Origin of the sequence: Rhizobium sp. NLR16a, from assembly GCF_017948245.1 — a bacterium.
GTDB lineage: Bacteria > Pseudomonadota > Alphaproteobacteria > Rhizobiales > Rhizobiaceae > Rhizobium.
In genome coordinates this window covers 902,898-926,900 of record NZ_CP072865.1, presented here as the reverse complement: position 1 = coordinate 926,900, position 24,003 = coordinate 902,898, and the positions used below count along the sequence as shown (strand labels likewise).

Genomic DNA, 24,003 nt, shown 5'->3' with positions numbered 1-24,003 from the left:
CGCTGCGCTCGCCATGCTAGCCTGCCGCCAGGGAAGTCACCGTCTGTATCCTACACTGCAGCGACGGCTCCCATTATACCGGGCTGACCAGCAGGAGATCGAGGCACGCGTGTGGAGCACAATGCCGGGACCCATGCCGGCTACACTGCCAAGCGCCTCCCGGTCGACCTCGTCTTTACCGAAACCTATGACCGTATCCCCGTCGCGCAACCCGTTTATACACCAACGGCAACGGACAAGGATGAGGGCGGAGAGAGGGGCAGCTTGCCTCACGGATGGCGGAGAGAGGGATGCGGTGCCTCAGCCGAGGGCGGATAGAGGGCGCGGTTTGGCTCACCGGAGAACGGCGCACGGCGGAGCGTCAATAAATGGCACAGTCCAACCTCCTTCCCCGAACGCCGCTGTTTCCGCTTGAAACACTTCGTCAAGCATATTGGCACAAATCCACGGAGTACGGGTTTTTCTTTCACCCGCCCCCGACATTGCCCCTCGACACTCTCCTCGCAAAATCGGAAACGGAACGGGGATGAAAAACTGCGCATGCGCGAAGCGTGGTTCCATCCGGCCGCGGCGCTGATTGATGCCCGGCCGAGCCTCTCATGTCGGGGAAGCCTCACGCCGCCCGCCGGGGCGGGCCATGTCAGAAGGCGTTGTTTTCCTGGCAAAGTGCCCGGTGGACCTCGGTCCAGAACAGTGCCAGCGGGGTGTCGCCGTTGCGCTCGGCAACAAGGGCGCGGATCAACGCTTCGGAACCTGCCATGTCCTGCCAGCTGGATTTCAGGCCTTTGGCGGCCTGTCGGCATTCGGCAATCTCGAACGGTCTCTTGCTGTCCATATGAGGTCTCCTCATGAAGGCGCTAGCAGGCGGCGGCCGGATTGTCATTCCCCGCATATGTGGGGATGCCTTGTATTTATGACGGTCCTCACGGTAGGATTGAGGGAACTGGGACAACGGAAATGATCGAGAATACCTACAGCGACAAGTTCGAACCCGCTTTCGAACAGATCAAGGCCGCAACCAATGTGGATGCCGCCATCCGTATTCTCCAGGCGGAATATGGCCTCGATTTCGTGACTTACCATCTCGCCCAGACGATCGCGAGCAAGATCGATTCCCCCTTCGTGCGCACCACCTATCCGGATGCCTGGGTCTCCCGCTACCTCTTGAACAGCTATGTGAAGGTCGATCCGATCGTCAAGCAGGGCTTCGAGCGCCAGCTGCCCTTCGATTGGAGCGAGGTCGAGCCGACGCCGGAAGCCTATGCCATGCTGGTCGACGCCCAGAAGCACGGCATCGGCGGCAACGGCTATTCCATTCCCGTCGCCGACAAGGCGCAGCGCCGCGCGCTCCTGTCGCTGAACGCCCGCATTCCGGCCGACGACTGGGCCGAGCTCGTGCGCCGCTGCCGCAATGAATGGATTGAGATCGCCCATCTGATCCACCGCAAGGCCGTTTATGAGCTGCATGGCGAGAACGATCCGGTGCCGACATTGTCGCCGCGCGAGATCGAGTGCCTGCACTGGACGGCGCTCGGCAAGGATTACAAGGATATCTCGGTCATATTGGGCATATCGGAGCACACGACGCGCGACTACCTGAAAACTGCCCGCTTCAAGCTCGGCTGCGCCACGATTTCGGCCGCGGCCTCGCGGGCCGTGCAATTGCGCATCATCAATCCCTGAGAATCGGAATCGATTTCCGAAAATACGTGTTGATTCAACAGCCGGAGGATCGCGATCCTTCCCGGCCGCGCCTCGTCTTTGCCCGTCGCCACCCAATCCTGATACTTTTGGGCTAATCCCCCCATCTGAGGGGGCCCATCTGAGGGAATTTCCGATCCGGCCCGCCTGAACCATTGTGCTCTCCACGAACTGCAAACGCTGGAGGGCAAAATGTTCGTTATCATTCAGGCACATGAGTATCAGAAACACGCCGCCGTACTCGAGCAGATGTTCCGCCTGCGAAAGAAGGTCTTCGCCGACCAGCTCGGCTGGGACGTTCCTGTCATCGGCCCTTACGAACGCGACAGCTACGATTCGCTTTCACCGGCCTACCTCGTCTGGTGCAACGACAGCCGCACCCGCCTTTATGGCGGCATGCGGCTGATGCCGACGACCGGTCCGACGCTTCTCTACGACGTCTTCCGTGAGACCTTTCCAGCTGCCGCCGATCTCGTCGCCCCGGGCATCTGGGAAGGCACGCGCATGTGCATCGACGAGGAGGCGATCGCCAAGGATTTCCCCAATATCGATGCCGGGCGCGCCTTCTCGATGATGCTGCTGGCGCTTTGCGAATGCGCGCTCGACCACGGCATCCATACGATGATTTCCAACTACGAACCCTATCTCAAGCGCGTCTACAAACGCGCAGGCGCCGAAGTGGAAGAACTCGGCCGCGCCGACGGCTACGGCAAGTATCCCGTCTGCTGCGGCGCCTTCGAAGTGTCGGACCGCGTGCTGCGCAAGATGCGCGCCGCCCTCGGCCTGACCCTACCCCTTTATGTCAGACATGTTCCGGCCCGCTCGGTCGTGACGCAATTCCTGGAGATGGCAGCATGAAACGCCTCGTTGAAACCGCAACACCGAAAGACATCTCCGCCCTGGAGCGCCATGTCCTCGCATCCCGCGACATCGCCACGCAGATAGGGGATCCGTTCCTCTCCTATCTGCTTTCGATGGCGCTGTTCACAATCTACGAAAAGAAGGCTCAGCATGAGAATGAGGCGCTGAAGAGCAGCTTCGGCTGAGGGTGCGGTCCCCTCCGCCGCGCCTGAAGAGGGGCTCGCCTCGCAGCGCCTCGCGCGGCCGCAAAACCTGTCCCCGTTTTGCGGCCGCGCGCCCCGGTTAGCCGAGGTCGTCACCTCATCGGGGAGGACATTTATGCCATCAGGGAATCGATCGCCGCAATCAGCGTGTCGTGCAGATAGGGCTTGGGCAGGAAGGCGGTATTGGCGGGCAGCGCCATCGGATCGAGCCGCACCATGCCGGAGGTGATAATGATGCCGATATTCGGCCGCATCGCCCTCACCCGCTTGGCAAGCTGGATGCCATCCATCGAACCGGCCATGTTGACGTCAGTGAACAGGATATCGATATCCTGCCGCCCCTTCAGCACCACCAGCGCCTCATCCGCATTCGCCGCCTCCAGCGCCACATGACCGACGTCCTCCAGCACATCGAGGATATTGAACCGGATCAGCGGCTCATCCTCCACGATGAGCACCACGGCACTGTTCGAAGTCATCTGCAATCGCCCTTTCCGTGCGAAATATGATTCGAATAAGTGTATCCGCCATGCGAAGGTTCCAGTGCCTCTGCCCATGAAATATGCATCATCCACAGATGTTGCCCTGCCCGCTTGTGGCTCCCTGCAATATGAGCTAGAGCGAACCGATGCCGTGGGAACCATTGCCCCGGCAACCAGGCGTCGGACATCCGACGCTGAGGGCCTGTAGCTCAATGGTTAGAGCCGGCGGCTCATAACCGCTTGGTTGGGGGTTCGAGTCCCTCCGGGCCCACCATTTTTCTAGTTCGCTGTCACGCTTGAAGGTGACGTTGCAGTCGGAACGACCCTTCCTGACACAGTCGAGATCCACAATCCCAGATCAACCTGATTACGGCTATGTTGTCGTGTGCTCGTCAATCCGAAGGCCCGCGCGGTGATCGAGGTCATCCAATAAGCTGAAAGCATCGCGGGCCCGGTTCCAAGGCCCGCGATTCCTCTATCATTCCACCTTCGTCCGCGTCAGGCTCCGTTCGCTCGGGGCAAACAGTTGATTCAGAATTACATCCACCGCGGTCAGCCGCGTCAGGTGACGTCTTAACCGCGGCGTCTCCTTTGTGCATTCAAGAAACGAAGGGACAATTTGTTCGTCGAATTTCGACCTGTTCCTTCGCGGTGGATCTTCACCGCCTGCGGTGCTCGTCCGGAGACGAAGACAGTGTTGTATCCCGCGCAGACCCTTCTGAAGCACGAGCCGAACCACGTAACAGGGGTCGATTCGTAAAATCACTCCAATGGTCACGAGTGACAGATATGTTCTCCGATCTTGTCGGAATTCCCAGAACGCAAATTTTTGCGTGGCGTCGATTGCACTTCGAACCACGTATCGGGGGAGGTGCGGATTTGCGGCCAGCGAACGCCTGACGACTTCCAGAGCACCTTTGCCCATTCGCAGGTGATTGGAAGACATGCTGCCGGGATGCTGTCGGTATCCCACCAGCTGCTCGGGAACGACTTCGATGCAGTAGCGTGCCGCGAGCCTGAGCTCGAAATCAAGGTCTTCGCAGCCTCCGATACCCGTTGCTGCATATGAGCTATCAAATCCACCAATCTCAAGCGCAACGTTTCGCCGGACGAGAAGCGCGCTTCCATTGCCCACGTACTTAAAAGACAGATGCCGGGCATAGATATATCCTCTTGCGACATGGGAAGTGCCAGGGCGAATAATTTCGTCGTCCTCGTTGATGAGGCAATGCTGCGCGTAGACCGCAGCCCACCGCGAGGACAACCGGTTGAGAGCGTTCACCTGTTTTTCGATTTTCGTCCGGTGCCAGAGATCGTCGGCGTCGAGGAATGCCACAAATCGACCTGATGATGCCTCGATGCCCGTATTCCTTGCGGCCGCGACACCGCGGTTAGGCGTGGACAGGAGGCGGATCCGCGAATCCGACATCGCTATCTGCGCGACGAGTTTTGCCGTGTCGTCTGTGGAGCCGTCGTTGACGACAATAATCTCCAGGACAGTGTAGGTCTGGCGCAGGGCGGACCGAAGCGTGCGCTCAATATAGATGGAAGCGTTGAAGGCCGGGATGACCACAGAGACCAAGGTCTGGTCAGAATTAGTGGTCCCTCGTCGATCCTCCTCTGTACATGACAGCATTGCAGATCTCTCGCCACGTCAACGACAAAGATACTTTCGTACGGATGAAGGAACTGCATTATTGATTTCCGGCGTTCTTCTACATTCACTTCGGAAGCGGGAAAATCTCAGCCGCCGACATCTTTAGACGATCGCCTTAAACGCCTACTCTCCAACTTTGATCTGCGGGCGCAACGGACTTTGGTCTGACGTAGCCCCCTCTACTTTCGTAGAAGGGATAGGTATGCCAGCCATCCGGAAGAAGATTATCTGAAAGGAAGTGCTAACCCCTCCCTCCCGTTTGCGTTGCGATGAGGTTTGATCAGTTTGGACCGAAGCGCTCCGCGACGCCGGCATGGCGCCACGTCACGCCAGGCATCCCGTCAGTGGACGATAGCAATCACAGGAATTCCGCTTCCTCTGCAGCGCGAATGAGGGCGGCAACCTCGCCAAGTGACGCCGGGTGAATATCTGAGCAAATTGGACTGCGCGGAAGCCTGTGGCCGAGATTAAGCTTGGCGGGACTCTCCTACGGCTGATCCAATGGCAGTTCTTAGAACTTCACACCGATTCCGAACTTGAGTTCGTGCTGGTTGAGGTCGACATCAACGCCGAGAATGTCTTTCTCGCCGAAGTCATTATACCGATACTCGCCACGGGCGAAGATGTTGTTGGTGATGGCAAAGTCGACGCCAGCGCCGACAGTGTAGCCGTTGAAGGTCTCCGTTTCCTTATCGAATCCCGGCAGGTCAACGTATCCACGCGCAGCGGTCCAACCGGCCGCGCCATAAAGCAGCGCTCTGTCAAAGGCGTAGCCGACACGACCACGAACTGCACCGGCCCAATCGGTGCCGACATCCGCCCCCAGCGCTTCCTCTTCGTTCCAGTTGTATTCGAGGTTGCCCTCGATGCCGACTACGATGTTGTTGTCGAACTGGAAATTGTAACCCGCAAATGCACCGAAGACGCCACCGTTGAAATCCTGGGAATCGCTGGCGCCGCCGGCGCTGAAGTCACCGTTTAGCCAACTGGCGCCGCCATCGATTCCGAGATATGGGCCCGACCAGGTAAAAACTGGCGCAGCCGCAACAGGTGCGGTCGGGACATCCTGCACGGCATCCGCTGCAAAGGCGGTCGTTGCGGCAAGTGCTAGAAAAGTTGTGGCGATCGTGAGCTTCATGTTCGTGACCCCATGTCTTGCAACACAACTGGAGGGTACAGCCTAGTTCAACAAATAGCTGTAACGCCAAAGACACACTCGCATAACTGCACGGTAGAGAACATATCCGCCGAAGCGGTCATGGCAAGTAGCGCACCCTCTAATAACTGCATGAACGCCCATCGCTTGGCCTGAACCCACCACCGCAGGCCGGATTGAGCGGCTGACTCTCGTAGTAGTAACCGCCGTCGATCGACGAAGTCTGGTCGATGTATCCTGATGATGTGCAGGCCGAAATGAGCGTGGCAAGGCTGATCAGCGTTCCGGTCGCGATCAATGCGAAAAATCGGTTCATCTGAGCTTCTCCTTCGGGCATGGCTTCAACCCAAGCCGTACAATTTACACGCCGCGGTGCAGAGAGCATTGATCTGCGGCAATCGACTGCCTCCGGTAGGTTCTTGTCACGCTAAAGTGATCGCCTTTCAGCTCATCTTTTCAAGACTATGCGCTGTCACATAACTGTCATGCAAAATTGCCCGTTGTTAAGGCAGCCTGCGCAAAATATATGCCGCCAGCTAACAAAAAAAAGAATGAGTGAACTGCCATGAGCCTACAGAAACTTTTCAACCGCAACCTCCTGACCCGTTTTGTCGCCGGTCTCGGTGCGGTTCCCCAGCGCATTCGCGAAGCGCGCGAAGAGCGCAAGCCCGCGATTCATCCCTCCTTCATGGATGATTTCGGCGCCTGACGCGCGGCGCAAAGCCGCCGCTGACCAATCTTTTCAAGCGGCGGATAACTCCTTCCTGAACCATTCTGTCGATCGGCCGGCCTTCGGCGTAGCCGCCAATCCTGCCGAATTCGATATAGCCGAGCTTCGGATAGAAGCTCGGCGCCTGGGTCGAGAGCGTGTCGACGCAGGCCACGACTGCGGCGCGGCGGCGCCCCTCCTCCGCCGCCGCCATCAGCTTCGTGCCGATGCCGTTGGGCCGTTCAGATTGCGTGACCCATAGATTGCCGATGAAGAGAACCGCCGATTGTCCTCAGAAATCGTGGAACTGCCGACCAGGCCCACAAAGTTCGTGCCGGTCTCGGTCCTGGAGGCGGGCGCCATATGTCGGCAGATCGTCATGCCGTTCTTTAACGGTGTTGCGCCAATCATCGGCCCGAAGGTTGCTTCGGAGCCGGAAAGCCGAGCCATCGGCGATTGATCAGCGCGTCACCCTCAACCTCCCTCATTCCTGTGCTCGTCAGGAATGAGGGATGAGAAGGAGGGGACCTTCACCCCAACCAACCTCCCCATGAGGAACCTAATGACGGGGCGAGACCCTAGCGGGGCCGGGGCAGCACCCCTCTCCTCCCGCACCCTCACATTTTTCTCCCGTTCCGCCACCGCTCCTCCCTTCCGCCGCAATAGCTTCACAATCAACCGACAGAAAGCTCATCGGGAAACGACAACTAGGGAATGAAACATGGCGCCGATTTTTTCCAAGACACTTGTGATGACTGCCCTTCTTGCTCTGCCGCTCGGCAGCGCCGCGCCTGCATTGGCGCAGGAGGCAAAGCCGCGTGAGGCGGTGATTTCGGTGACTGGCGATGGCGAATCGTCCTTGGCGCCGGACATGGCGGTCGTCAATCTCGCCGTCGTCAAGCAGGCGAAGACCGCCCGTGAAGCGCTCGATGAGAACAACAAGGCGATGAACGACGTGCTGAAGGCGCTGAAGGACGGCGGAATCGCCGAGCGCGATCTGCAGACCTCCGGCTTCTCCATCCAGCCGCAGTTCAATTATCCGCAGCCGGTCGACGGCCAGCAGCAGCAGCCGCAGCTGATCGGCTACCAGACGATCAACTCGGTTACCGTGCGCCTGCGCGACCTTTCCAAGCTCGGCCAGGTGATCGACCAATCCGTTACCCTCGGCATCAACCAGGGCGGCGACATCCAGTTCACCAACGACAAGCCGGAGGCGGCGCTCGAAGAGGCGCGCAAGAACGCCGTCGCCGAAGCCGTCAAGAAGGCGAAAACGCTGAGCGAAGCCGCCGGCGTCAAGCTCGGCCGTATCATCGAAATCAACGAGAATGAGCCGCGCCCGCTGCCGCAGCCCGCTTATCGCGCCACGATGATGAAGGAAGCCGACGCTGCCGTTCCCGTCCAGGGCGGCGAGAACAATTACACTGTCAGCGTCACCGTGACCTTCGCCATTGAGCAGTAAACGGAAGCGCCGCGCGTCTTTTGACGCCATGTGCTGACTGCTGGCGGCCGCCTGCTAGCGCCGATGCCCCTCACCCTAACCCTCTCCCCGTTCTGACGGGGAGAGGGGACGTGCCCCAAGAGAGCTCAGCGGGGAACAGAGAGCTAGCGAGATATCCCCTTCGGCCCGCCAGAGCGGGGAGAGGTGCCGGCAGGCGGATGAGGGCTGATCTCGTGATTTTCATCGACAGGACAGCCGCGGCACAAGGCCCAGGAAACGGAGCTCCTGCGTCTAAACTGAACGCCGCGCGCCCTTCCAGGCGCGCGGCTTTGGAATCTCACAAAGAAACCGCCCGTGCCGGTTCAGCGAGACGGGCGCAGGACAATCAACGGCGCAAAGCCGGGCAGCCGCGGACGTTGGCGAAGCTCATTTCATCGGGGCCGCGGCGGGTCCAGCCCTGAACGATGACGCGGCGCGGGGTGATGTCGACGACGCGCGGGCGGCGGAAGCCCCAATCGCGGGCGAGATCTTCCGCCAGCCGCGGATCGCAGCCGCGCGGGCGCCGGCCGAAGCCCGGCGGCGGAGGCGGACGGCGATAATCGCGCGGCGGATCACGATCCTGATCGCCGATAATGATACTAAATTGAGCGGCCGCCGGGACCACCGTGCCGGCAAGAGTGCCTGCGGCAAGCATGGCGGCAAGACCCGCCTTTGCCAGAAACTGCATCATCGGAAAACCTTTCGTTCCATAGTCGGTGCGGTCGAGCCGCCCTCCCCACTCTCCGCATCACGCCGAGGCGTCAGTGGAATCACTTATACAAATCGGAGAAGAGACGGCTGAAAGTGTCGCCGTCAAGGCGAAAGGGCAAGCGCACATAGGCGCTTGCCGTGCAATTTTCAACGCCGGATCAGCGGGCAGCCGCGGACATTGGCGAAGACCATCCTGTCCCAGCCGCGACGATCGCGCCCGGCGACGACGACGACACGCGGCGACATGCGGGTGATGTGGGCTCTGCGCAGGCCGAAATCGCGCGCCTTGTTCACGGCGTGCATCGGCGAGCAGCCGCGGATTGGACGATAATATTGCGCCTCGACGATGAAGTTTGTCTGCGGCCCTGCGGCTGCCGCCGTGGAAACAGTGGCCGGAATGGATGAGAGGGCGAGCACTGCGGCAAGGCAAGCCTTGGTGAGGAAATGCGTCATGGAGTGTCTCCGTCGATTGGTCTTTTAAGCTCTCCCATAAGGGATTGCCTCGACACTAAATGCGGCAAGCTGAATGCTGTTCGAACCGACCATTCAGTTTGCATTCACAAGAAGATGAGCGGTTTTTGACGGCTCTTCTTTCGATCGGGATTCGCGTGATCTCTCGTCTGAAGGAGATCGCTCATCACCCGCCCCCTCCTTCGAGGCTCCGGCCTATGGCCTACGCGCCTGAGGATGAGGGCTGATCGTGGTGCCATGGGGCTGGTGGGCTGATCGGTGTGCCGCGTGGCCGATGGCTGATCGCCGTGCCATAGCCTCGGCAAGGACGCACGGCGCTCTCAGGCCCCGAGATGCAGCACGATTTCGCGCTGGTGCGGCCGGTCTCGGTGTTCGAAGAGATAGAGGCCCTGCCAGGTGCCGAGCGTCAAGCGTCCCCTGGCGACCGGAATGCCGATCGACACCTGCGTCAGCGCCGCTTTGATATGCGCCGGCATGTCGTCCGGCCCCTCGGCCCTGTGCACGATCCAGTCCATCGATGGGTCGGAGGCCGGTGGCACGAGCCGACGGAAGAAGGCGAGAAGATCGGTGCGCACGTCGGGATCGGCATTTTCCTGGATCAGCAGTGAACAGGATGTGTGGCGCACGAAGACGGTGAGAAGCCCCTCCTCCCGTCCCGCGGCGCGGACGAAGGCCTCCGCCTGATCGGTGAATTCGTAAAGTCCCTGGCCGCGTGTGGACAGGGTGAGGATTGTCTGGGGCACGGGCGGTCTCCGTCTCGCAATGACATTGCCCGCGAGTTGGCGCGCCGTGACGGCCAAGTCAATGGCCCACGAATGGGCAGATCGATGCCCGCCATCGGCTAAGGCCCATTCACGAGCTTGAGGATGAGCTGCTGGATATTGCCGCCGTCGCCCATTTCGACCTTGTCGAAGTCGCGGCCGCGCTGGCGCTGCTTTGCGGAAATCTCGCCGAGGCGCCGGGTCAGCTCGACCCTGATCTTCTTGCAGTCGGGGTCGTCGGCAACGGTGAAGCCGACGCTCATCGCCTCGATTTCCCTAACCATGTCCTTGATGGTTTCGCCGTGCACCCGCTCATGCGCGGCAACGCCTGAAATGAAGCCATCCCAGCTGCTCTTGACGGCTGGCGGCAGCCCGGCCGAGGGCTGCGGCAGTGTGTAGGTGATGATGAGCTTCGGCCGATTGGTGACGATGGCGCAGGCATTGCCCTGCGGCTCGTACTTGCGGGTCCAGGTGAGCTTGAACGTCGTATGCGCGATGACCCGGCCGGTGACGCCGGCCTTGGGGCCCTGTGCCCCGATCGATTGATAAAGTTCGGCGCCGGTCTTGCCTGAAATCGAATAGGGCCGCACCTCCTCGATCGCCTGCCATTCGCTCTGCGCCGCGGCCGGTAATGCGGCGAAAACTGCCGCCAGTAGGTAGGGTAGAAAAGTCTTCGTCACGCATCGTCCCGTCAAGTGATTCCCGCCACCCTAACGGCGCCGTTCCTCCCTTTCAACGCGCATGCGATGCGGCAGATATCAGCGCGGCTCTCTGGAGATGCTGAGATAAGCGGGGTCGAATTCGGCGATCTCCTGCAGGCGTTCCCAATCGACGATGGTGATCGTTCGGTTCTCCCAGGTGAAGACGCCCTCGCGCCTGAGAGCCTGCAGCGTCTTGTTGAGGTGGACCACCGATATGCCGAGCACGTCCGCCATCTCGATCTGCGTCAGCGGAAACTGAAAGCTTTCACCCCGGGTGCGCCTGACGACCTTCAGCCGCATGAAGAGTTCGCAGACGAGATGGGCGATCTGAGCGCGTTTGGAGCGCCGCCCCATGGCGACGATCCATTCCCGGTGAATAGCGCCGTCGACCAGCGTGTCGAGCCAAAGCAGCCGCGTCAAATGCGGCATGCGCTCGGTGATCGCCCTCAAGTCGGCATGATCGGCCAAAGCGACGTGGCAGGGTGACAGCGCAACGATGCCATGATCCATTACCTTGACGGGAAAAGCATGGAGGTCGACAAAGTCGCCGGCAACATGAAGTGCGGTGATCTGCCGGCTGCCGTCCGCCATCACCTTGTAGCGCGCCGCGAACCCGTCGAGCAGCAGCGTGCTGAAGGGCGGGCGGCTGCCTTGGGAAACGAGATCTTCTCCGACGGCGAATTGCCTGTCCTTGACGAGGATCGACCGAAGAAGGTTTTCCTCGTCGTTCGACAGCACATCACGGCTTCCAAGGTTCAGCAACAAGGGTTCAATCACGGTCCTGTCTCCCGCTATCGCAAGGGCTCGGGGCCGTCTCGGTGCAACCTGTATTTTCTATAGGAATCAAGGCCTAGCCTCGGGAACAATTGTCTTCATTGGTTATTTCCTCTCTGACGCGCAGGAAAGAACATGGCTCGCTACTATTTCGATCTACACAACGGGGAAGGTCCGACCCGCGACGAGCACGGCACCGAGCTCAAATCTCGTGAAGACATTCCCAAAGAGGTGACCCGCATCCTGCTGGACGTGGCGCGAGACGAATTGCCGGCAGGTGACCGCATGACGATTGCCGTTACCGTCCGCGACGAGCGCGGCGATCCTGTCACAGTCGCCAGTCTCGTCTTCAGCAATGAATGGATCGACGTCATTCGATGACGGCCTCTGGGATGCCGGCGGGTCCCATATACGCATCAATCCAACTGGTCGATGGATGCGTTCCAGCTCCTTGCTTTCATGCATGTCGTCATCCGCACACTTCCGGGAGCGACATGCATTAAGACCCCGCCCTGTCAGGCGGCAATTAAATTTGACATAGTTCCGCGATTGCCGGGAAGCGTCGACAGGCATTTCTGCGGTGGAGTTCCGGTCGCTTCTATTTCGCGATCTCTTCCAGAATCAGCCGAATTTCCGCAAGCGGTTTGCGGCTTTCGTCGAAAAGCTCGACCGAAAGCATGTTCAAAGGCGCAGTCGGCAGGCCTTCGGCTGCCATTTCCGCGAGGACCCTTCGCGCCTCTGCCTTGGCAGCCTCGACGGATTCGAATTCGTATCCGGTCTCGGTGCCGACACCATCGCGATCGAAGAGCTGGAAGTGGAATTTCGGCACAGCATGCTCCTTCGATGATGCCCCTAACGATGCTGAAGGCGACAGGTTCCGCCCGAACGATTTTCAGCGCCCGCCATCCGGCGATCTCAGAAGGCGCCGGCCTCGGGCGAAGCCAATTCCTCGATTGCGTCGACACGGTCGGGATAGAAGGCGAGATGGTCTTTGATGTTGCTGACGGCGGCATGCGGGGCTTCGTAGGTCCAAACCGCGTTCTCGGAGCGTTTGCCGCCCAAAGCAATACTGTAATAGGAGGCATCGCCCTTGTAGGGGCAATGTGTGGCGTGATCGGTGCGCTGAAGCAGCGACATATCGACATCCCTGCGAGGGATATACTGGACCGGCGGATAGGAGGCCTCGCGCAGCGTCAGCGCGTTGCGGCTATCGGCAATCGTCCGGCCGGCGACGGTGACGACGACGCGGCAGGGATTGTGCTCGACGGTGATCGGATGGTCCGGCCCCGGAATCTTGATCGACTTGTCCAACATGGGTTCGTCTCCAGAAGATAAGTATGCCCCTGAGATAGGGCGCTCATGCCGCCGGCCCAAGCCCCGAGCGTTTCCTTCCCTTACACCTGGAATGCGAAACGCGGCGATGCCTGACTGAGGGCGGCGGTCGCCGCTGTCACCGACCAGTGACGCGCGAGCGCATCCGCGAGCGTCGCAACCAAGCTGGCGGTATCCTCGCCGGCCCCGGCATGCAGCGCCTCGGCGACGATCAGCACCGAGCGCGTCGTCTCCCGCACCGCCGACAGGCCGCCCTGCCGGTTCGTCCAGCGGCGGGCATGTGCTCTGCCTTCGTCATCCGCGAAGATCACCTCGTCCGGCTCCGGATGTTCGCTTTGACCGCTGAAGGTGAGATAGGTCTCATGCCCCGTTGCATGCCGCACCTGGAGATCGCCGGCAATGTTTTCCGTGTCGAAGACGGCGACAGGAATGGCAAAGGCGAGCGAAATCGCATTGCAGAGATCGATGAGCGGATGAAGGCGCGGCAGGGCGTGCTCCTGGCGGAAGCGACGCAGAAGCGCCTCGGATGCCGCGCGATACTGCGTCGGCTTCAAGCCCATGCGGGAAAAGCCGCGCCGCCACGCCTGGATCTCCGGGAATTCGCTTTCCTGGGCTTCAGCGAGCCGGGCCGCGGCGATCGCGCTGAAACTTGCGATCGCCTCTTCGACGTCAGCTAGCGCATGAATGCCTTCGGCAAAAAGCGCGCCGGCGGCAAGCTGCGGAAAAGCCTGCCATATCGCGTTGGAATGGCTGAACTGCATGATCATTTCCCTTCGATGAATTTCCTGTGGCTTCCTGCAAAGGCAAGCCCGAACACGGCCGCCAGGACGCAGGCAATGCCGGCAATATGGTTTAAACCGATCGGCTCGCCGAGGAGGACGAAGGCGAGCATGACGGCCGAAACCGGCGCAAGCGCGGTGAAGAGCGCGGCTTCCGTGCCGCTCACCCTCTCTGCCCCCGCATACCACAGCAGAAAGCCGCCGACGGTCGGCACCAGAGCATAATAGACGACGGCAGCGGCAGCACTGGCTGAAAACCCATGCGTGAGGGGCGCCTCTAAAATGGCCGGAACGATCGAGACAGCGAAGCCGATGCCGGTCATCAGCGTCGACTGGGCAAGCGGGGCAATGTTGGCGGTCAACCGCTTGTTCAACAGAATGAACAAGCCCTCGCAGATGACCGCGAGAAAAATCAGCAGATTGCCGGCAAGCGAACCGCCGGTCGCCTCCGGTGTGAAGGCGATCGAAAACACGCCGACGCTCGCCAGCGCCACGGCCAGAAGCAGGGCGCGCCCTGGCCGTTCGCGCAGCAGCAGGATCGAAACCGCCGCCGAGACCACCGGCAGCGTGCCGATGATGACGCCCGCATCGGCGGCCGAGGTGAGGCTGAGGCCCGATATCAGCAGCGTCGTATAGCCGACACTGCCGGCGCCGGCCTGAATGACGAGGATGAGACGGTCATACCTGGAGAGCTTCGGCAACCGGGTTCCGCTTGCCCGCATCAGCAGGAAGAAGACGGGAAGAGCGAGGGCGAAGCGCAAGGCGGTGGCGGTAAACGGCGGCAGTCCCGAAGCAATGATCTTACTCGCGATGACAGTGCTGCCGACCGTCAGCATGGCGAGCGCCAGATAGAAATAGCCTTGAACCTGTCTCGACATTCCGCGCCTCCGATTGGATGCGCCGAAGAAACAGCAGCGGTCAGTCGGGGTCTTGAACGAAATTGCAGGGCGTTTGAATCGAAGCAAGGTGGCCAGCCCCGTCCTTCGAGGCCCCTTGAGGGGCACGTCTAGCCGGACGCTGGAGAGAGGTCGCAGCCTGCGGCAGCACGAATCAGCCTTCCACCGCTCAGAGAAATGCCCCGGCATAAAGCCGCGGCGACAGGCCGTATTTGCGCACGAAGACGCGCGTCATGTGGCTCTGGTCGGCAAAGCCGCTGGCAAAGGCGGCTTCGGCAAGCGGCGTGCCCTGAGAAATCAGCCGCCGGGCGATGTGGATGCGGGCCTGGACGAGATAAGCGTGCGGCGTCAGTCCCGTCGCCTTCGCGAAGCCGCGCAGCAGCTGGAAGCGGCTGAGGCCGCTTTCCCGGGAAAGATCGGCCAGCGAGACGGCGGCAAGAGGATCGTCGTCGATCAGATCCCGCGCCGCGCGGATGGATGACGGCACCGGCGGCCTCGCCTCGCTGCCGCCGCCTTCGCGCATGACATCGGCGACGAGTTGCAGAAGCAGTTCCTCGCAGAGCAGCCCGTCGGCAGCACTCGCGGTCACCGCGTAAAACAGCGTTTCGAAGCGGCTGGCGATCGCCGCATCGCGAATGACGGGATGGGAGATTTCCGAGCGCCTTGCGCCGATCTCTTGCGAGAGGCCGGTGACGATCTCGGGATCGAAATAGAGGATGCGCCACGACCGACGCTCGCCGATCGGCGCGCCGTCATGCACCTCGTTCGGATTGACGGTGATGATATCGCCAGCCTCCGCCTCCACCATGCCGCGCCCGCTGAGCGATTTCTGCGCCCCCGACGAGACGAGGCCGATGCCGAACTGCTCATGCGTGTGCCTGGCGAAACTGTGAGGCGTTTCGGCTTCCACCGCTTCGACGCCTGAAAGCGCCGAGCGCAGCATCCTGAACTGGTTTTTCGGCATTTGACATCCGCAGGTCCGATGCCGGCAACTCTGCCAGCCGCGCCTTGATGACGCAACCGTCTAAAGCGCGTCGCGATCTTTCAGATTCGCTCTCCGCGCTTTAGGTCTTTGTTTTTACGCATATCGTTCTCGCAAAACCGCTGTACACTTTTGCGCGACATGCTTTAGAAGAACTCGTCGAGCAGCTGATAGTAATGGATCCTCGCCGGATCGGGCGCCGGCAGGCCGTAACGATCGAGAAATGGCTGCACCAGCGCCTCGCCGAAGTTATAGGCGATGCTGCGGCAGGCGAGCGCGATATCCTGGTAGCGGTCGGCGACGCCGAGGCGGCTGCAATCGATATAGCCTGAGAATTGGCCGTGTAGAGCGACGAAGTTCGGCAGGCAGGCATCGCCATGGGTGACGACGAGATCCTCGCTGGCCGGCCTTAAGCTCTTGAGCTCAGCGAACAGTTCGGCGGCGCTCTTTCCCAGCCGGGCCGGATCGAAATCCTCCTCATCGACGATTCCTGCTTCCATGCGCGCCTTGGCTACCGGCAGGCGCTTTTCCAGGCGGTGATCGAACGGACAGGAAGTGATCGGCAGGCGATGAAGATCGAGCAGTGCCTCCGCCAGCAATTCGATGCGCGCCAGGGGCGCCAGCGCCGAAGCACTGGCGAGATCGGTTCCCGGCAGCGCGCTGAGCAGCAGCCAGTTACGTTCGTCGTCGCTTTCACGGGCGATCACCTCCGGGCAAGGCAGGCCGGAGGCCTTGAGCCAGGCGAGCCGGGCCGCCTCATCGGCAAGCTCGCCGAACGGCCCCGCCGCCTCGACCTTCAGATAGAGCGCCGGCAGGCCCTCGCCTTCCAGGCGAAAGACGCTCGCGGCCGAACGGCCGAGCGCATCCCGCTCCATCCGGTAGCCAGACAGACGGGCAGCAAGCGGGCCAGGCAATCTCTCGAAAGATGTCAATGCAGCGTTTCGGCGGGCGCGGCTTCGACCAGGATCTCGAACGCCTCTTCAAGGGCCGCCACCAGAATATCGGTCAGCTCGTCGCCCTTGTTTTCCAGGAACAGCGCGCTGACGGCTTCATCCTGACGCTCAAGAAAACGCTCGATTTCGTTCGACATATCATTGTCCCTGCTTCACCGTACCATCACGGCCAATGAGGACAGGCTAGGTGCGGTTCCTTGCGCGTGGCTGGTTCCAGTGACGCCGTTGTGGATCGCGTAACTACTCACGAATGCTGTAGGTTGCGTACTGATTGCGAGGGATCAGCCCACCGGCCTCATGGGCAAACGAGACGACTTTCGTGGCATCCCCGTTGACCTCGCAACGAAAACGGATTTTGTACCAGCCTTTAGCAGTGCGGAAAGCCGCACTTTTTATGTCGAGAACTGTGCCGCGGGATAGTGGGAAAGTGGGCACTATAATCGGCTGAAAGCTAGGCGAGCCATGAAAGAGCTGTTGCTGGAGCTCGTTGCCGCAAAGCTGGGCGACACGTTTGCCGCGCGGCACCCCGCTCATCGCTATCCTCGCCACTGGATCATCGTCAGCTGTCTGCGAAAATAACGTCTTTGCTTTGGGCAGGTCGTCCTTTGCAACTTCCGCCTTCGGCGGCTCAGGAGGCTTCTGCGCCTGTGGCTTGACGACTTCAATATCAGTCTTGGCGTCACCGTTAGTTTCTGCCAAAGGCGCATTGCGCTCGTGAGAAACATCAGCCGTAGCAACCTCAGGAAGCTTTACATCCTCCGGAACCGGCCTTTCCGGCGGCGTCTCAGTCTGCGGCTTTTCTGCAGAAGTCTCAGCAAGCGCCTGTTCCGGCTGTGTGTCATGCTGAGGTGCGGCTGTCGCAGGTTTAGCGTCGCCCTGGGATGAATTCCCCGCTGCCGATATTTCGGGTCCACTGTCCCTGTCACCGAACTCAAAGACAGGCTTCAAGCTTGGCATAGGGGTAGCAGGCTTGGCCTGTTCTGCTGTCCTGTTTTCAGCCGGAGGCGGCGGTGGAGGAGGAGGCGGTGGAGGCAACTCAGCCTTCGCCTGCTCTTGCGGCTTCTCTTCCTCTTTCGGTTTCTCCTCGACCTTTTTCTCCTCCGGCTTCTGCTCCTCCGGCGGCGGGACGAGCTCGACCTTCACGCTCTCGTCCTCCGGGGGCTTCGGTTCGATCTTCGGCAAGCCGAAAATCAGAAGCGCAACGACCGGCACGTGCAGAAGCACGGACACACCGATACCCCAGCGGATTTCGGGCCGCCGTTTTGCCGTTTCGTGATTCGTCTCCACCAAGTCCACTTCGTCTGTCACAGCAGCGATGTGGCCTTTAAAGCCGGCAGCATCAAGCCGCAAAAGCAAAAAACCTCGTGATCGCGCCGAAGCCATCGCTGGCCGGTGCGCCATCCGTTCCCTCCTCAGACCCGGGCAACGGGCCACCCACGAGCGGGGCCGAGGCCGCGCCCTTGATGGGGAGAGGCGCTGAAATTCTGCATGCGTTAGCTGAGCGAGCCGATGATCTCTCGATAGGCAGCCTCCGGGAATGCCTTCAGTGTCTGGGTGCGGACATTGCCGGCCATCGCCAGCGAAAGGCCAAATCGCGCCATGACGGCATCGTCAGGCGCTTCGCAGACAGCCACCATGTCGTGGCCGCCCATCGTCAGAAAGAACTGGTTGAAGGAGCCGCCCATGTCGCCTAGCAGTTTCTTCGCCGCATCCAGCCGTTTTGACGAGTCGCGAACAGTGCGCACGCCTTGGTCCGTCCAGTTGATCAACACAATGTAAGTGGTCATCTTGCACCTCCGAACGGAGGATTCGTCCGACACGGGTATGCGTCGGTCCTCGCTCGCGCACCGCGATCGATTTCTTCCCCCGTGGCCGGACTATAATCTTGTCACCACTGAGCGACAAGAAAGCCGCCGGGATCATTGGTATTAATCACAAAAGCAAAAGCCGGGCACGACGCCCGGCTTTCCAATCATGACGGCAATTGTCGAAACCTCAGCTGTCGAGGATCGAGCGCAGCTTGCAGTTTCTTAGCTGTCCAGAAAGCTTCTCAGCTTTCTCGAGCGGCTCGGATGCTTCAGCTTGCGCAGCGCCTTCGCTTCGATCTGGCGGATACGTTCGCGGGTGACCGAGAACTGCTGGCCGACTTCTTCGAGCGTGTGATCGGTGTTCATGCCGATGCCGAAGCGCATGCGCAGCACGCGCTCTTCGCGCGGCGTCAGCGAGGCGAGAACGCGGGTCGTCGTCTCGCGCAGGTTCGCCTGGATGGCGGCGTCGATCGGCAGCAGCGCGTTCTTGTCCTCGATGAAATCGCCGAGATGCGAATCTTCTTCATCGCCCACCGGGGTTTCGAGCGAGATCGGCTCCTTGGCGATCTTCAGGACCTTGCGGACCTTTTCGAGCGGCATGGCGAGCTTTTCGGCCAGTTCTTCCGGCGTCGGCTCGCGGCCGATCTCGTGCAGCATCTGGCGCGAGGTCCGGACGATCTTGTTTATCGTCTCGATCATATGCACCGGAATGCGGATCGTGCGGGCCTGGTCGGCGATCGAGCGGGTGATCGCCTGACGGATCCACCATGTTGCATAGGTCGAGAACTTGTAACCGCGGCGGTATTCGAACTTGTCGACCGCCTTCATCAGGCCGATATTGCCTTCCTGAATGAGGTCGAGGAACTGCAGGCCGCGGTTCGTGTACTTCTTGGCGATTGAAATGACGAGGCGAAGATTCGCTTCGACCATTTCCTTCTTGGCGATTCGGGCTTCGCGCTCGCCCTTCTGCACCATGTGCACGATGCGGCGGAATTCCGAGATCGAGATGCCGGTTTCCGTCGCGAGATTCTGGATCTCCTGGCGGATGTCGCGGATCGTCGTATTCTCTGACTTGGCGAATTCCTTCCAGCCGCGGGCGGCCAGATTGCCGATCGACTTCATCCAGTTCGGATCGAGCTCGGCGCCCTGATATTGCTCGAGGAACGAGTCGCGCTTGACGCCGTAGGATTCGGCCAGGCGCAGCAGGCGGCCTTCGTTCTGCACGAGGCGCTTGTTGATGTCGTAGAGCTGCTCGACCAGCGCGTCGATGCGGTTCTGGTTGAGCGACAGCGACTTGACCGCCTTGATCAGTTCGTCCTTGAGCTCCTTGTAGCGGCGCTCCTGGGCGGAAGACAACGTGCCGGTAGCGGCCAGTCGCTGCTCGACCTGCTGGTCCTGCAGCTTGCGCAGCTTCTTATAAGTCTCGGCGATGATGTCGAGCGTTTCCATGACCTGCGGGCGCAGCTCGGCTTCCATCGCGGCGAGAGAGAGGTTGGATTCGTCCTCGTCCTCTTCCTCCTCTTCAGGAGGCAGGCCTTCGCCGCCGACATCGGTGATGTCGTCGTCGCCGGAGCGGGCGCGCCGGGTCTTTTCCTTCTCTTCCGCCGCCTTGCGGTCGGCCTCGATCTTCTCGGGGCTCTGGAACTGCGGCGCGGCCTTGGCTTCCGGACCGGAATAGGTCGTCTCGAGATCGATGATCTCGCGCAGCAGCGTCGTGCCTTCGTTGAGTTCGTCGCGCCAGATGATCAGGGCCTGGAAGGTCAGCGGGCTCTCACAGAGGCCGGCGATCATCGTCTCGCGGCCGGCTTCGATGCGCTTGGCGATCGCGATTTCGCCCTCGCGCGACAGAAGCTCCACCGAGCCCATCTCGCGCAGATACATGCGCACCGGATCATCGGTACGGTCGGTCGGCTCTTTCTTCTTGGCGGTCGCCAGCGCGGTGCCAGCCGAAGGCGCGAGTTCGCCGCCTTCGCTGTCCTCATCGCCGCCGGCGTCATCGTCATCGCCACTGCCGGAAGCACCAGCCTCTTCGGCTTCCTCGTCCTCGATAACGTTGATGCCCATGTCCGACAGCATCGACATCGTGTCTTCGATCTGCTCGGAGGTCACTTCCTCGGACGGCAGGACGGCGTTCAGCTCGTCCATCGTCACATAGCCGCGCTTCTTGGCGGCCTTGATCATCTTCTTGACCGCGTCGTCGGAAAGATCGAGAAGAGGGCCGTCGCTTGCGCCGTCGCGTTCGACTTCCGCGTCTTCGTTCTCTTTGACCTTGGTTGCCATTTATATCGTCGCCTTCCTGACGCTATCCAATCTCGCTACGGTGAATGGGCCGTCTCAGGGCCTGACGCGCCGCTCGCGTCGCCCTTCAATCACCTGAGCCCACCTAACGGGATGACATTTAAAGTCTGATTAACCACGATCGCCGGCACCGGACAGCAAAGTTTTCTTGCCTTTGGATTTCCGGCCATGGTTGCGCGATCCGCCTTGACCCTGTTCACCGCTTCAACAAGTCGAACGGTGATTCCCACATTTTTTGTTCTCGTCAAGCTTTTCCAGCAAAAAAGCCCGCGAAAACTCGGAAAAAGCCTTATCCACAGGCTTTGAACCGCGGCTGCGATTGCGAACCTTATTTAAGAAGCAGCAAACAAAAGACAAGGGCGGCCGAGATTTTGCTCGCCGCGCCCGTTGTTTCAGCTTTTTGACGCAGTTGCGACGGGGATATATTTCCCTCTTTCCGGGCGGGTATCGGCGGGCTAATGCGCAGCGCCATCATAGGGCGTCACCTTCAGTGCGCCGAGATCGACAGCGGGAATGCAGCGCAGATTGATCGAAGCCATCGCCGAGCCATTAGGGGCCACGCCCTCGCCGAAGGGTGCGATGCCGCATTTGGCGCAGAAATGATGCCGGATGACGTGCCTGTTGAAAGTATAAGTCGAGATATTTTCCTCAGGTGTCTTCAGCACCAGCTTCTCGCGCGGCACGAAGGCAAGAAGGCCGCCCCGCCTGCGGCAGAGCGAACAGTTGCAGTCGAGCGCCTCTGTGAATTCGCCTTCGACAGTGAAAGCGATGTTGCCGCAATGACAGCTTCCATAGAGCATGTCGTCCTCCTCACATCCAATCCATCACGACCTTGCCTGAATTGCCCGACCGCATCGCCTCGAAACCATCGCGGAAATCATCGATCTTGATGCGATGGGTAATGATCGGCGAAAGATCGAGGCCGCCCTGGACGAAGGCAATCATCTTGTACCAGGTCTCGAACATCTCACGGCCATAGATGCCCTTGAGATTGAGCATCTTGAAGATCACCTTGTTCCAGTCGATCTCGAACCCGGCCGGTGCAATGCCGAGAATGGCGATCTTGCCGCCATTGTTCATCTTGTCGATCATATCGCGGAAGGCGGGTGCTGCGCCCGACATTTCGAGCCCCACGTCGAACCCTTCCGTCATGCCGATCGCCTTCATCACGTCGGCGAGATTTTCTTTCGATGCGTCGACGACATGGTCGATACCGAGCTTGCGCGCCAGGTCCAGACGATGCGGATTGATATCGGTGATGACGACCTTGCGAGCGCCGGAACGCTTGGCGACGAGCGCCCCCATGATGCCGATCGGGCCGGCGCCGGTGACGAGCACGTCCTCGCCGACGAGATCGAAGGAAAGCGCGGTATGCACGGCATTGCCGAAGGGGTCGAAGATCGCGGCGATCTCGTCGGATATATCGTCCGGGATCGGCACGACATTGCTTTCGGGAATGCAGACGAATTCGCCAAAGGAACCCGGCCGGTTGACGCCGACCCCCAGCGTGTTGCGGCAGAGATGCCCCCTGCCCGCCCGGCAATTGCGGCACTTGCCGCAGACGATATGCCCCTCGCCGGAGACCCGCTCGCCGACATGATAGCGGGTGACCGCCGAACCGACCTCGGCGATCTCACCGGAGAATTCATGACCGACGACCATCGGCACCGGAATAGTCTTCTGCGCCCACTGGTCCCAATTCCAGATATGAACGTCGGTGCCGCAGATCGCCGATTTCTTCACCCGGATCAGCACATCGTTCGGCCCGACCTCCGGCACCGGCACATTCTCCATCCAGAGCCCGACCTCGGGCCTCGACTTGACCAGCGCCTTCATCATGTTCGACATATTTGTATCCTTGGTCAGTGCCTATTCCGGCTCCTCATCCGCCTGCTGGCACCGTCTCCCCGCGCGCGGGGCGAAGGGGATGTGCCGCACCGGTTTCGTCATCCTCAACGCTGCCTTTGCCACGTCCCCTCGCCCCGTTACGGGGGTCCGCAGGACGGATCGAGACCAGTGGCTCGACCCCGGCAAGGGTTAGGGTGAGGGGCAATCTTCCATTCTCAAATCACCCCCAGTTCCCGCCCAGCTTCCGCAAAGGCCGCGATCGCCCGTTCCACATCCGCCTTCGAATGCGCCGCCGACATCTGTGTGCGGATGCGGGCTTGGCCCTTCGGCACGACGGGGAAGGAGAAGCCGATGACATAGATCCCCTTCTTCAGCATCAGACCCGCCATGTCCTGGGCGAGCTTTGCATTACCCAACATGACCGGAATGATCGGATGGCCTTCGCCGGCAAGGGTGAAGCCAAGCTTCGTCATCTCGTTGCGGAAGAGATCGGCATTGTCGGCAAGGCGCTTGCGTAGAGCATCGCCGTTTTCGATCAGGTCGAATACTTTGAGCGAGGCGGCAGCGATGACGGGGGCCAGCGTGTTCGAGAACAGATAGGGCCGCGAACGCTGCCGCAGCCATTCGACGACTTCGGCTCTCGCCGAAGTGTAACCGCCGGACGCGCCGCCGAGCGCCTTGCCGAGCGTTCCGGTGATGATATCGATCCGGCCCTCGACACCGCAATGTTCCGGCGAGCCGCGACCGTTCCTGCCGACGAAACCAACCGCATGGCTGTCGTCGACCATGACCATGGCGCCGTATTTCTCGGCGAGATCGCAGACGCCACCGAGATTGGCGATGATGCCGTCCATGGAGAAGACGCCGTCGGTGGCAATCAGCTTGAAGCGGCTGCCTTCGGCCTTTTTCAGCTCCTCTTCCAGCGCCGTCATGTCGTTGTTGGCGTAGCGGAAGCGCTTGGCCTTGGAGAGCCGCACGCCATCGATGATCGAGGCATGGTTCAGCGCGTCGGAAATGATCGCATCCTCTTCGCCAAGCAGCGTCTCGAACAGGCCGCCATTGGCATCGAAGCAGGAGGAATAGAGGATCGTATCCTCCATGCCGAGGAAGGAGGAAATGCGGGCTTCGAGTTGCTTATGCTCCTCCTGCGTGCCGCAGATGAAGCGCACCGAAGCCATGCCGTAGCCGTAGCGGTCGAGCGCCTTCTTGCCGGCCTCGGCCAGTTCCTCGTTGTCGGCAAGGCCGAGATAGTTGTTGGCGCAGAAATTCAGCACCCGCTCGCCGGTGGAAATCGCAATCTCGCCCGCCTGCTTGGAACTGATGACCCTCTCTGACTTGTAGAGGCCGGCATCCCTGAGCGCCGAAATTTCGGCCCGGAGATGGGAAAGAAATGGCGAGGTCATGGGCGGCCCTTCCTGACGTTTTTTATAGCAATCGGGTTAG

General features: G+C 60.6%; 31 protein-coding genes, 1 tRNA gene and 2 pseudogenes. 10 read left to right on the top strand and 24 right to left on the bottom strand.

The genetic code is table 11. The annotated features are described in order from the left end of the window. Positions 1-47 precede the first annotated feature (47 nt). A pseudogene (locus J7U39_RS31670) lies at positions 48-198 on the top strand (GIY-YIG nuclease family protein); the annotation flags it as partial. A gap of 442 nt (positions 199-640) precedes the next feature. Here J7U39_RS31670 and J7U39_RS04290 read toward each other — a convergent pair. Next, complete coding sequence (locus J7U39_RS04290; RefSeq protein ID WP_020921837.1) at positions 641-835, bottom strand: hypothetical protein; 195 nt, start codon at positions 833-835, stop codon at positions 641-643. Positions 836-957: 122 nt separating this feature from the next. Between J7U39_RS04290 and J7U39_RS04285 the strand changes: the two genes are divergently transcribed. The 3 genes from J7U39_RS04285 (at position 958) to J7U39_RS04275 (ending at position 2,747) form a co-directional block, all read left to right on the top strand. Continuing rightward, positions 958-1,683: a LuxR family transcriptional regulator gene (locus J7U39_RS04285; RefSeq protein ID WP_210630551.1), complete on the top strand. Its 726-nt coding sequence runs from the start codon at positions 958-960 to the stop codon at positions 1,681-1,683. 210 nt (positions 1,684-1,893) lie between these two features. After that, entirely contained in the window at positions 1,894-2,559 is a 666-nt protein-coding gene (locus tag J7U39_RS04280) for an acyl-homoserine-lactone synthase (protein ID WP_210630550.1), read from the top strand. After that, a complete protein-coding gene (locus J7U39_RS04275) occupies positions 2,556-2,747 on the top strand; it encodes a hypothetical protein (RefSeq protein WP_020921840.1) in 192 nt (63 codons plus the stop codon). The genes J7U39_RS04280 and J7U39_RS04275 overlap by 4 nt, the downstream gene beginning before the upstream one ends. A gap of 131 nt (positions 2,748-2,878) precedes the next feature. Here J7U39_RS04275 and J7U39_RS04270 read toward each other — a convergent pair whose 3' ends face one another. Beyond that, on the bottom strand, positions 2,879-3,244 hold the full coding sequence (locus J7U39_RS04270; protein ID WP_210630549.1) for a response regulator: 366 nt from the start codon (positions 3,242-3,244) through the stop codon (positions 2,879-2,881). Positions 3,245-3,445: 201 nt separating this feature from the next. On the opposite strand from J7U39_RS04270, the gene J7U39_RS04265 reads away from it, so the two are divergent. Then, positions 3,446-3,521, top strand: a tRNA-Ile gene (locus J7U39_RS04265). A 12-nt stretch (positions 3,522-3,533) separates the two neighbouring features. Continuing rightward, positions 3,534-3,680: pseudogene (locus J7U39_RS32235) on the top strand (DUF1236 domain-containing protein); the annotation flags it as partial. Between the two features lie 45 nt (positions 3,681-3,725). Here the strand turns inward: J7U39_RS32235 and J7U39_RS04260 are convergent. The 3 genes from J7U39_RS04260 to J7U39_RS04250 all read right to left on the bottom strand — a co-directional run bounded on the left by J7U39_RS04260 (position 3,726) and on the right by J7U39_RS04250 (position 6,376). Then, positions 3,726-4,883: a glycosyltransferase family A protein gene (locus J7U39_RS04260; protein ID WP_210630548.1), complete on the bottom strand. Its 1,158-nt coding sequence runs from the start codon at positions 4,881-4,883 to the stop codon at positions 3,726-3,728. Between the two features lie 532 nt (positions 4,884-5,415). Continuing rightward, positions 5,416-6,042 (bottom strand): outer membrane protein, encoded by a 627-nt coding sequence (locus tag J7U39_RS04255; RefSeq protein ID WP_210630547.1) that lies wholly within the window; start codon positions 6,040-6,042, stop codon positions 5,416-5,418. A gap of 139 nt (positions 6,043-6,181) precedes the next feature. Next, positions 6,182-6,376: a hypothetical protein gene (locus J7U39_RS04250; RefSeq protein ID WP_085778846.1), complete on the bottom strand. Its 195-nt coding sequence runs from the start codon at positions 6,374-6,376 to the stop codon at positions 6,182-6,184. Positions 6,377-6,625: 249 nt separating this feature from the next. Here J7U39_RS04250 and J7U39_RS04245 point away from each other — a divergent pair, with 249 nt between their 5' ends. After that, positions 6,626-6,769 (top strand): hypothetical protein, encoded by a 144-nt coding sequence (locus J7U39_RS04245; RefSeq protein WP_168296739.1) that lies wholly within the window; start codon positions 6,626-6,628, stop codon positions 6,767-6,769. Here J7U39_RS04245 and J7U39_RS04240 read toward each other — a convergent pair. After that, on the bottom strand, positions 6,747-6,998 hold the full coding sequence (locus J7U39_RS04240) for a hypothetical protein (protein WP_247241750.1): 252 nt from the start codon (positions 6,996-6,998) through the stop codon (positions 6,747-6,749). The two genes, J7U39_RS04245 and J7U39_RS04240, sit on opposite strands and share 23 nt — an antisense overlap. A gap of 57 nt (positions 6,999-7,055) precedes the next feature. Between J7U39_RS04240 and J7U39_RS04235 the strand changes: the two genes are divergently transcribed. Both J7U39_RS04235 and J7U39_RS04230 read left to right on the top strand, forming a co-directional pair. Continuing rightward, entirely contained in the window at positions 7,056-7,229 is a 174-nt protein-coding gene (locus J7U39_RS04235; protein ID WP_210630546.1) for a hypothetical protein, read from the top strand. Between the two features lie 261 nt (positions 7,230-7,490). Then, positions 7,491-8,228 (top strand): SIMPL domain-containing protein, encoded by a 738-nt coding sequence (locus J7U39_RS04230; protein ID WP_210630545.1) that lies wholly within the window; start codon positions 7,491-7,493, stop codon positions 8,226-8,228. Between the two features lie 364 nt (positions 8,229-8,592). Here the strand turns inward: J7U39_RS04230 and J7U39_RS04225 are convergent, their stop codons facing one another. The 5 genes from J7U39_RS04225 to J7U39_RS04205 all read right to left on the bottom strand — a co-directional run bounded on the left by J7U39_RS04225 (position 8,593) and on the right by J7U39_RS04205 (position 11,667). Further along, entirely contained in the window at positions 8,593-8,937 is a 345-nt protein-coding gene (locus J7U39_RS04225) for a hypothetical protein (RefSeq protein ID WP_097596884.1), read from the bottom strand. A 167-nt stretch (positions 8,938-9,104) separates the two neighbouring features. Beyond that, on the bottom strand, positions 9,105-9,410 hold the full coding sequence (locus tag J7U39_RS04220; protein ID WP_085778850.1) for a hypothetical protein: 306 nt from the start codon (positions 9,408-9,410) through the stop codon (positions 9,105-9,107). A 338-nt stretch (positions 9,411-9,748) separates the two neighbouring features. Next, positions 9,749-10,171: a secondary thiamine-phosphate synthase enzyme YjbQ gene (locus J7U39_RS04215; RefSeq protein WP_210630544.1), complete on the bottom strand. Its 423-nt coding sequence runs from the start codon at positions 10,169-10,171 to the stop codon at positions 9,749-9,751. A gap of 98 nt (positions 10,172-10,269) precedes the next feature. After that, complete coding sequence (locus J7U39_RS04210) at positions 10,270-10,869, bottom strand: DUF922 domain-containing protein (protein ID WP_210630543.1); 600 nt, start codon at positions 10,867-10,869, stop codon at positions 10,270-10,272. 78 nt (positions 10,870-10,947) lie between these two features. Continuing rightward, a complete protein-coding gene (locus tag J7U39_RS04205; protein WP_210630542.1) occupies positions 10,948-11,667 on the bottom strand; it encodes a Crp/Fnr family transcriptional regulator in 720 nt (239 codons plus the stop codon). A 132-nt stretch (positions 11,668-11,799) separates the two neighbouring features. On the opposite strand from J7U39_RS04205, the gene J7U39_RS04200 reads away from it, so the two are divergent. Then, positions 11,800-12,045 (top strand): hypothetical protein, encoded by a 246-nt coding sequence (locus J7U39_RS04200; protein WP_210630541.1) that lies wholly within the window; start codon positions 11,800-11,802, stop codon positions 12,043-12,045. Between the two features lie 217 nt (positions 12,046-12,262). On the opposite strand, the gene J7U39_RS04195 is transcribed toward J7U39_RS04200, so the two are convergent. The 13 genes from J7U39_RS04195 to J7U39_RS04135 all read right to left on the bottom strand — a co-directional run bounded on the left by J7U39_RS04195 (position 12,263) and on the right by J7U39_RS04135 (position 23,963). Continuing rightward, positions 12,263-12,493: a hypothetical protein gene (locus tag J7U39_RS04195; RefSeq protein WP_020921849.1), complete on the bottom strand. Its 231-nt coding sequence runs from the start codon at positions 12,491-12,493 to the stop codon at positions 12,263-12,265. A gap of 86 nt (positions 12,494-12,579) precedes the next feature. Beyond that, the gene (locus tag J7U39_RS04190; protein ID WP_183706683.1) at positions 12,580-12,978 is read right to left on the bottom strand and encodes a DUF427 domain-containing protein; all 399 of its coding nucleotides are present in this window, start codon (positions 12,976-12,978) and stop codon (positions 12,580-12,582) included. An 80-nt stretch (positions 12,979-13,058) separates the two neighbouring features. Next, a complete protein-coding gene (locus J7U39_RS04185; protein WP_210630540.1) occupies positions 13,059-13,757 on the bottom strand; it encodes a phenylalanine--tRNA ligase beta subunit-related protein in 699 nt (232 codons plus the stop codon). 2 nt (positions 13,758-13,759) lie between these two features. After that, complete coding sequence (locus tag J7U39_RS04180) at positions 13,760-14,653, bottom strand: DMT family transporter (RefSeq protein WP_210630539.1); 894 nt, start codon at positions 14,651-14,653, stop codon at positions 13,760-13,762. A gap of 187 nt (positions 14,654-14,840) precedes the next feature. Further along, positions 14,841-15,635 carry an AraC family transcriptional regulator gene (locus J7U39_RS04175; protein WP_210630538.1) on the bottom strand — a complete coding sequence of 265 codons (795 nt, stop codon included), beginning with the start codon at positions 15,633-15,635 and terminating at the stop codon, positions 14,841-14,843. Between the two features lie 164 nt (positions 15,636-15,799). After that, entirely contained in the window at positions 15,800-16,585 is a 786-nt protein-coding gene (locus tag J7U39_RS04170) for an APH(3')-II family aminoglycoside O-phosphotransferase (protein WP_210630537.1), read from the bottom strand. Next, positions 16,582-16,743, bottom strand: coding sequence for a hypothetical protein (locus J7U39_RS04165; protein WP_210630536.1), 162 nt, complete (start codon positions 16,741-16,743; stop codon positions 16,582-16,584). Before J7U39_RS04165 ends, J7U39_RS04170 begins: the two co-directional genes overlap by 4 nt. 103 nt (positions 16,744-16,846) lie before the next feature. Beyond that, positions 16,847-17,956 (bottom strand): DUF930 domain-containing protein, encoded by a 1,110-nt coding sequence (locus J7U39_RS04160; protein WP_247241748.1) that lies wholly within the window; start codon positions 17,954-17,956, stop codon positions 16,847-16,849. Between the two features lie 143 nt (positions 17,957-18,099). Then, positions 18,100-18,393 (bottom strand): GYD domain-containing protein, encoded by a 294-nt coding sequence (locus J7U39_RS04155; RefSeq protein ID WP_011426192.1) that lies wholly within the window; start codon positions 18,391-18,393, stop codon positions 18,100-18,102. A gap of 243 nt (positions 18,394-18,636) precedes the next feature. Beyond that, positions 18,637-20,694, bottom strand: a complete 2,058-nt coding sequence (gene rpoD, locus J7U39_RS04150; protein ID WP_210630535.1) for an RNA polymerase sigma factor RpoD — start codon at positions 20,692-20,694, stop codon at positions 18,637-18,639. Positions 20,695-21,167: 473 nt separating this feature from the next. Beyond that, the gene (locus J7U39_RS04145; RefSeq protein WP_210630534.1) at positions 21,168-21,512 is read right to left on the bottom strand and encodes a GFA family protein; all 345 of its coding nucleotides are present in this window, start codon (positions 21,510-21,512) and stop codon (positions 21,168-21,170) included. Between the two features lie 10 nt (positions 21,513-21,522). Further along, positions 21,523-22,560 carry an L-threonine 3-dehydrogenase gene (gene tdh / locus J7U39_RS04140; RefSeq protein ID WP_210630533.1) on the bottom strand — a complete coding sequence of 346 codons (1,038 nt, stop codon included), beginning with the start codon at positions 22,558-22,560 and terminating at the stop codon, positions 21,523-21,525. Positions 22,561-22,775: 215 nt separating this feature from the next. Then, positions 22,776-23,963 (bottom strand): glycine C-acetyltransferase, encoded by a 1,188-nt coding sequence (locus tag J7U39_RS04135; RefSeq protein ID WP_210630532.1) that lies wholly within the window; start codon positions 23,961-23,963, stop codon positions 22,776-22,778. Positions 23,964-24,003 lie beyond the last annotated feature (40 nt).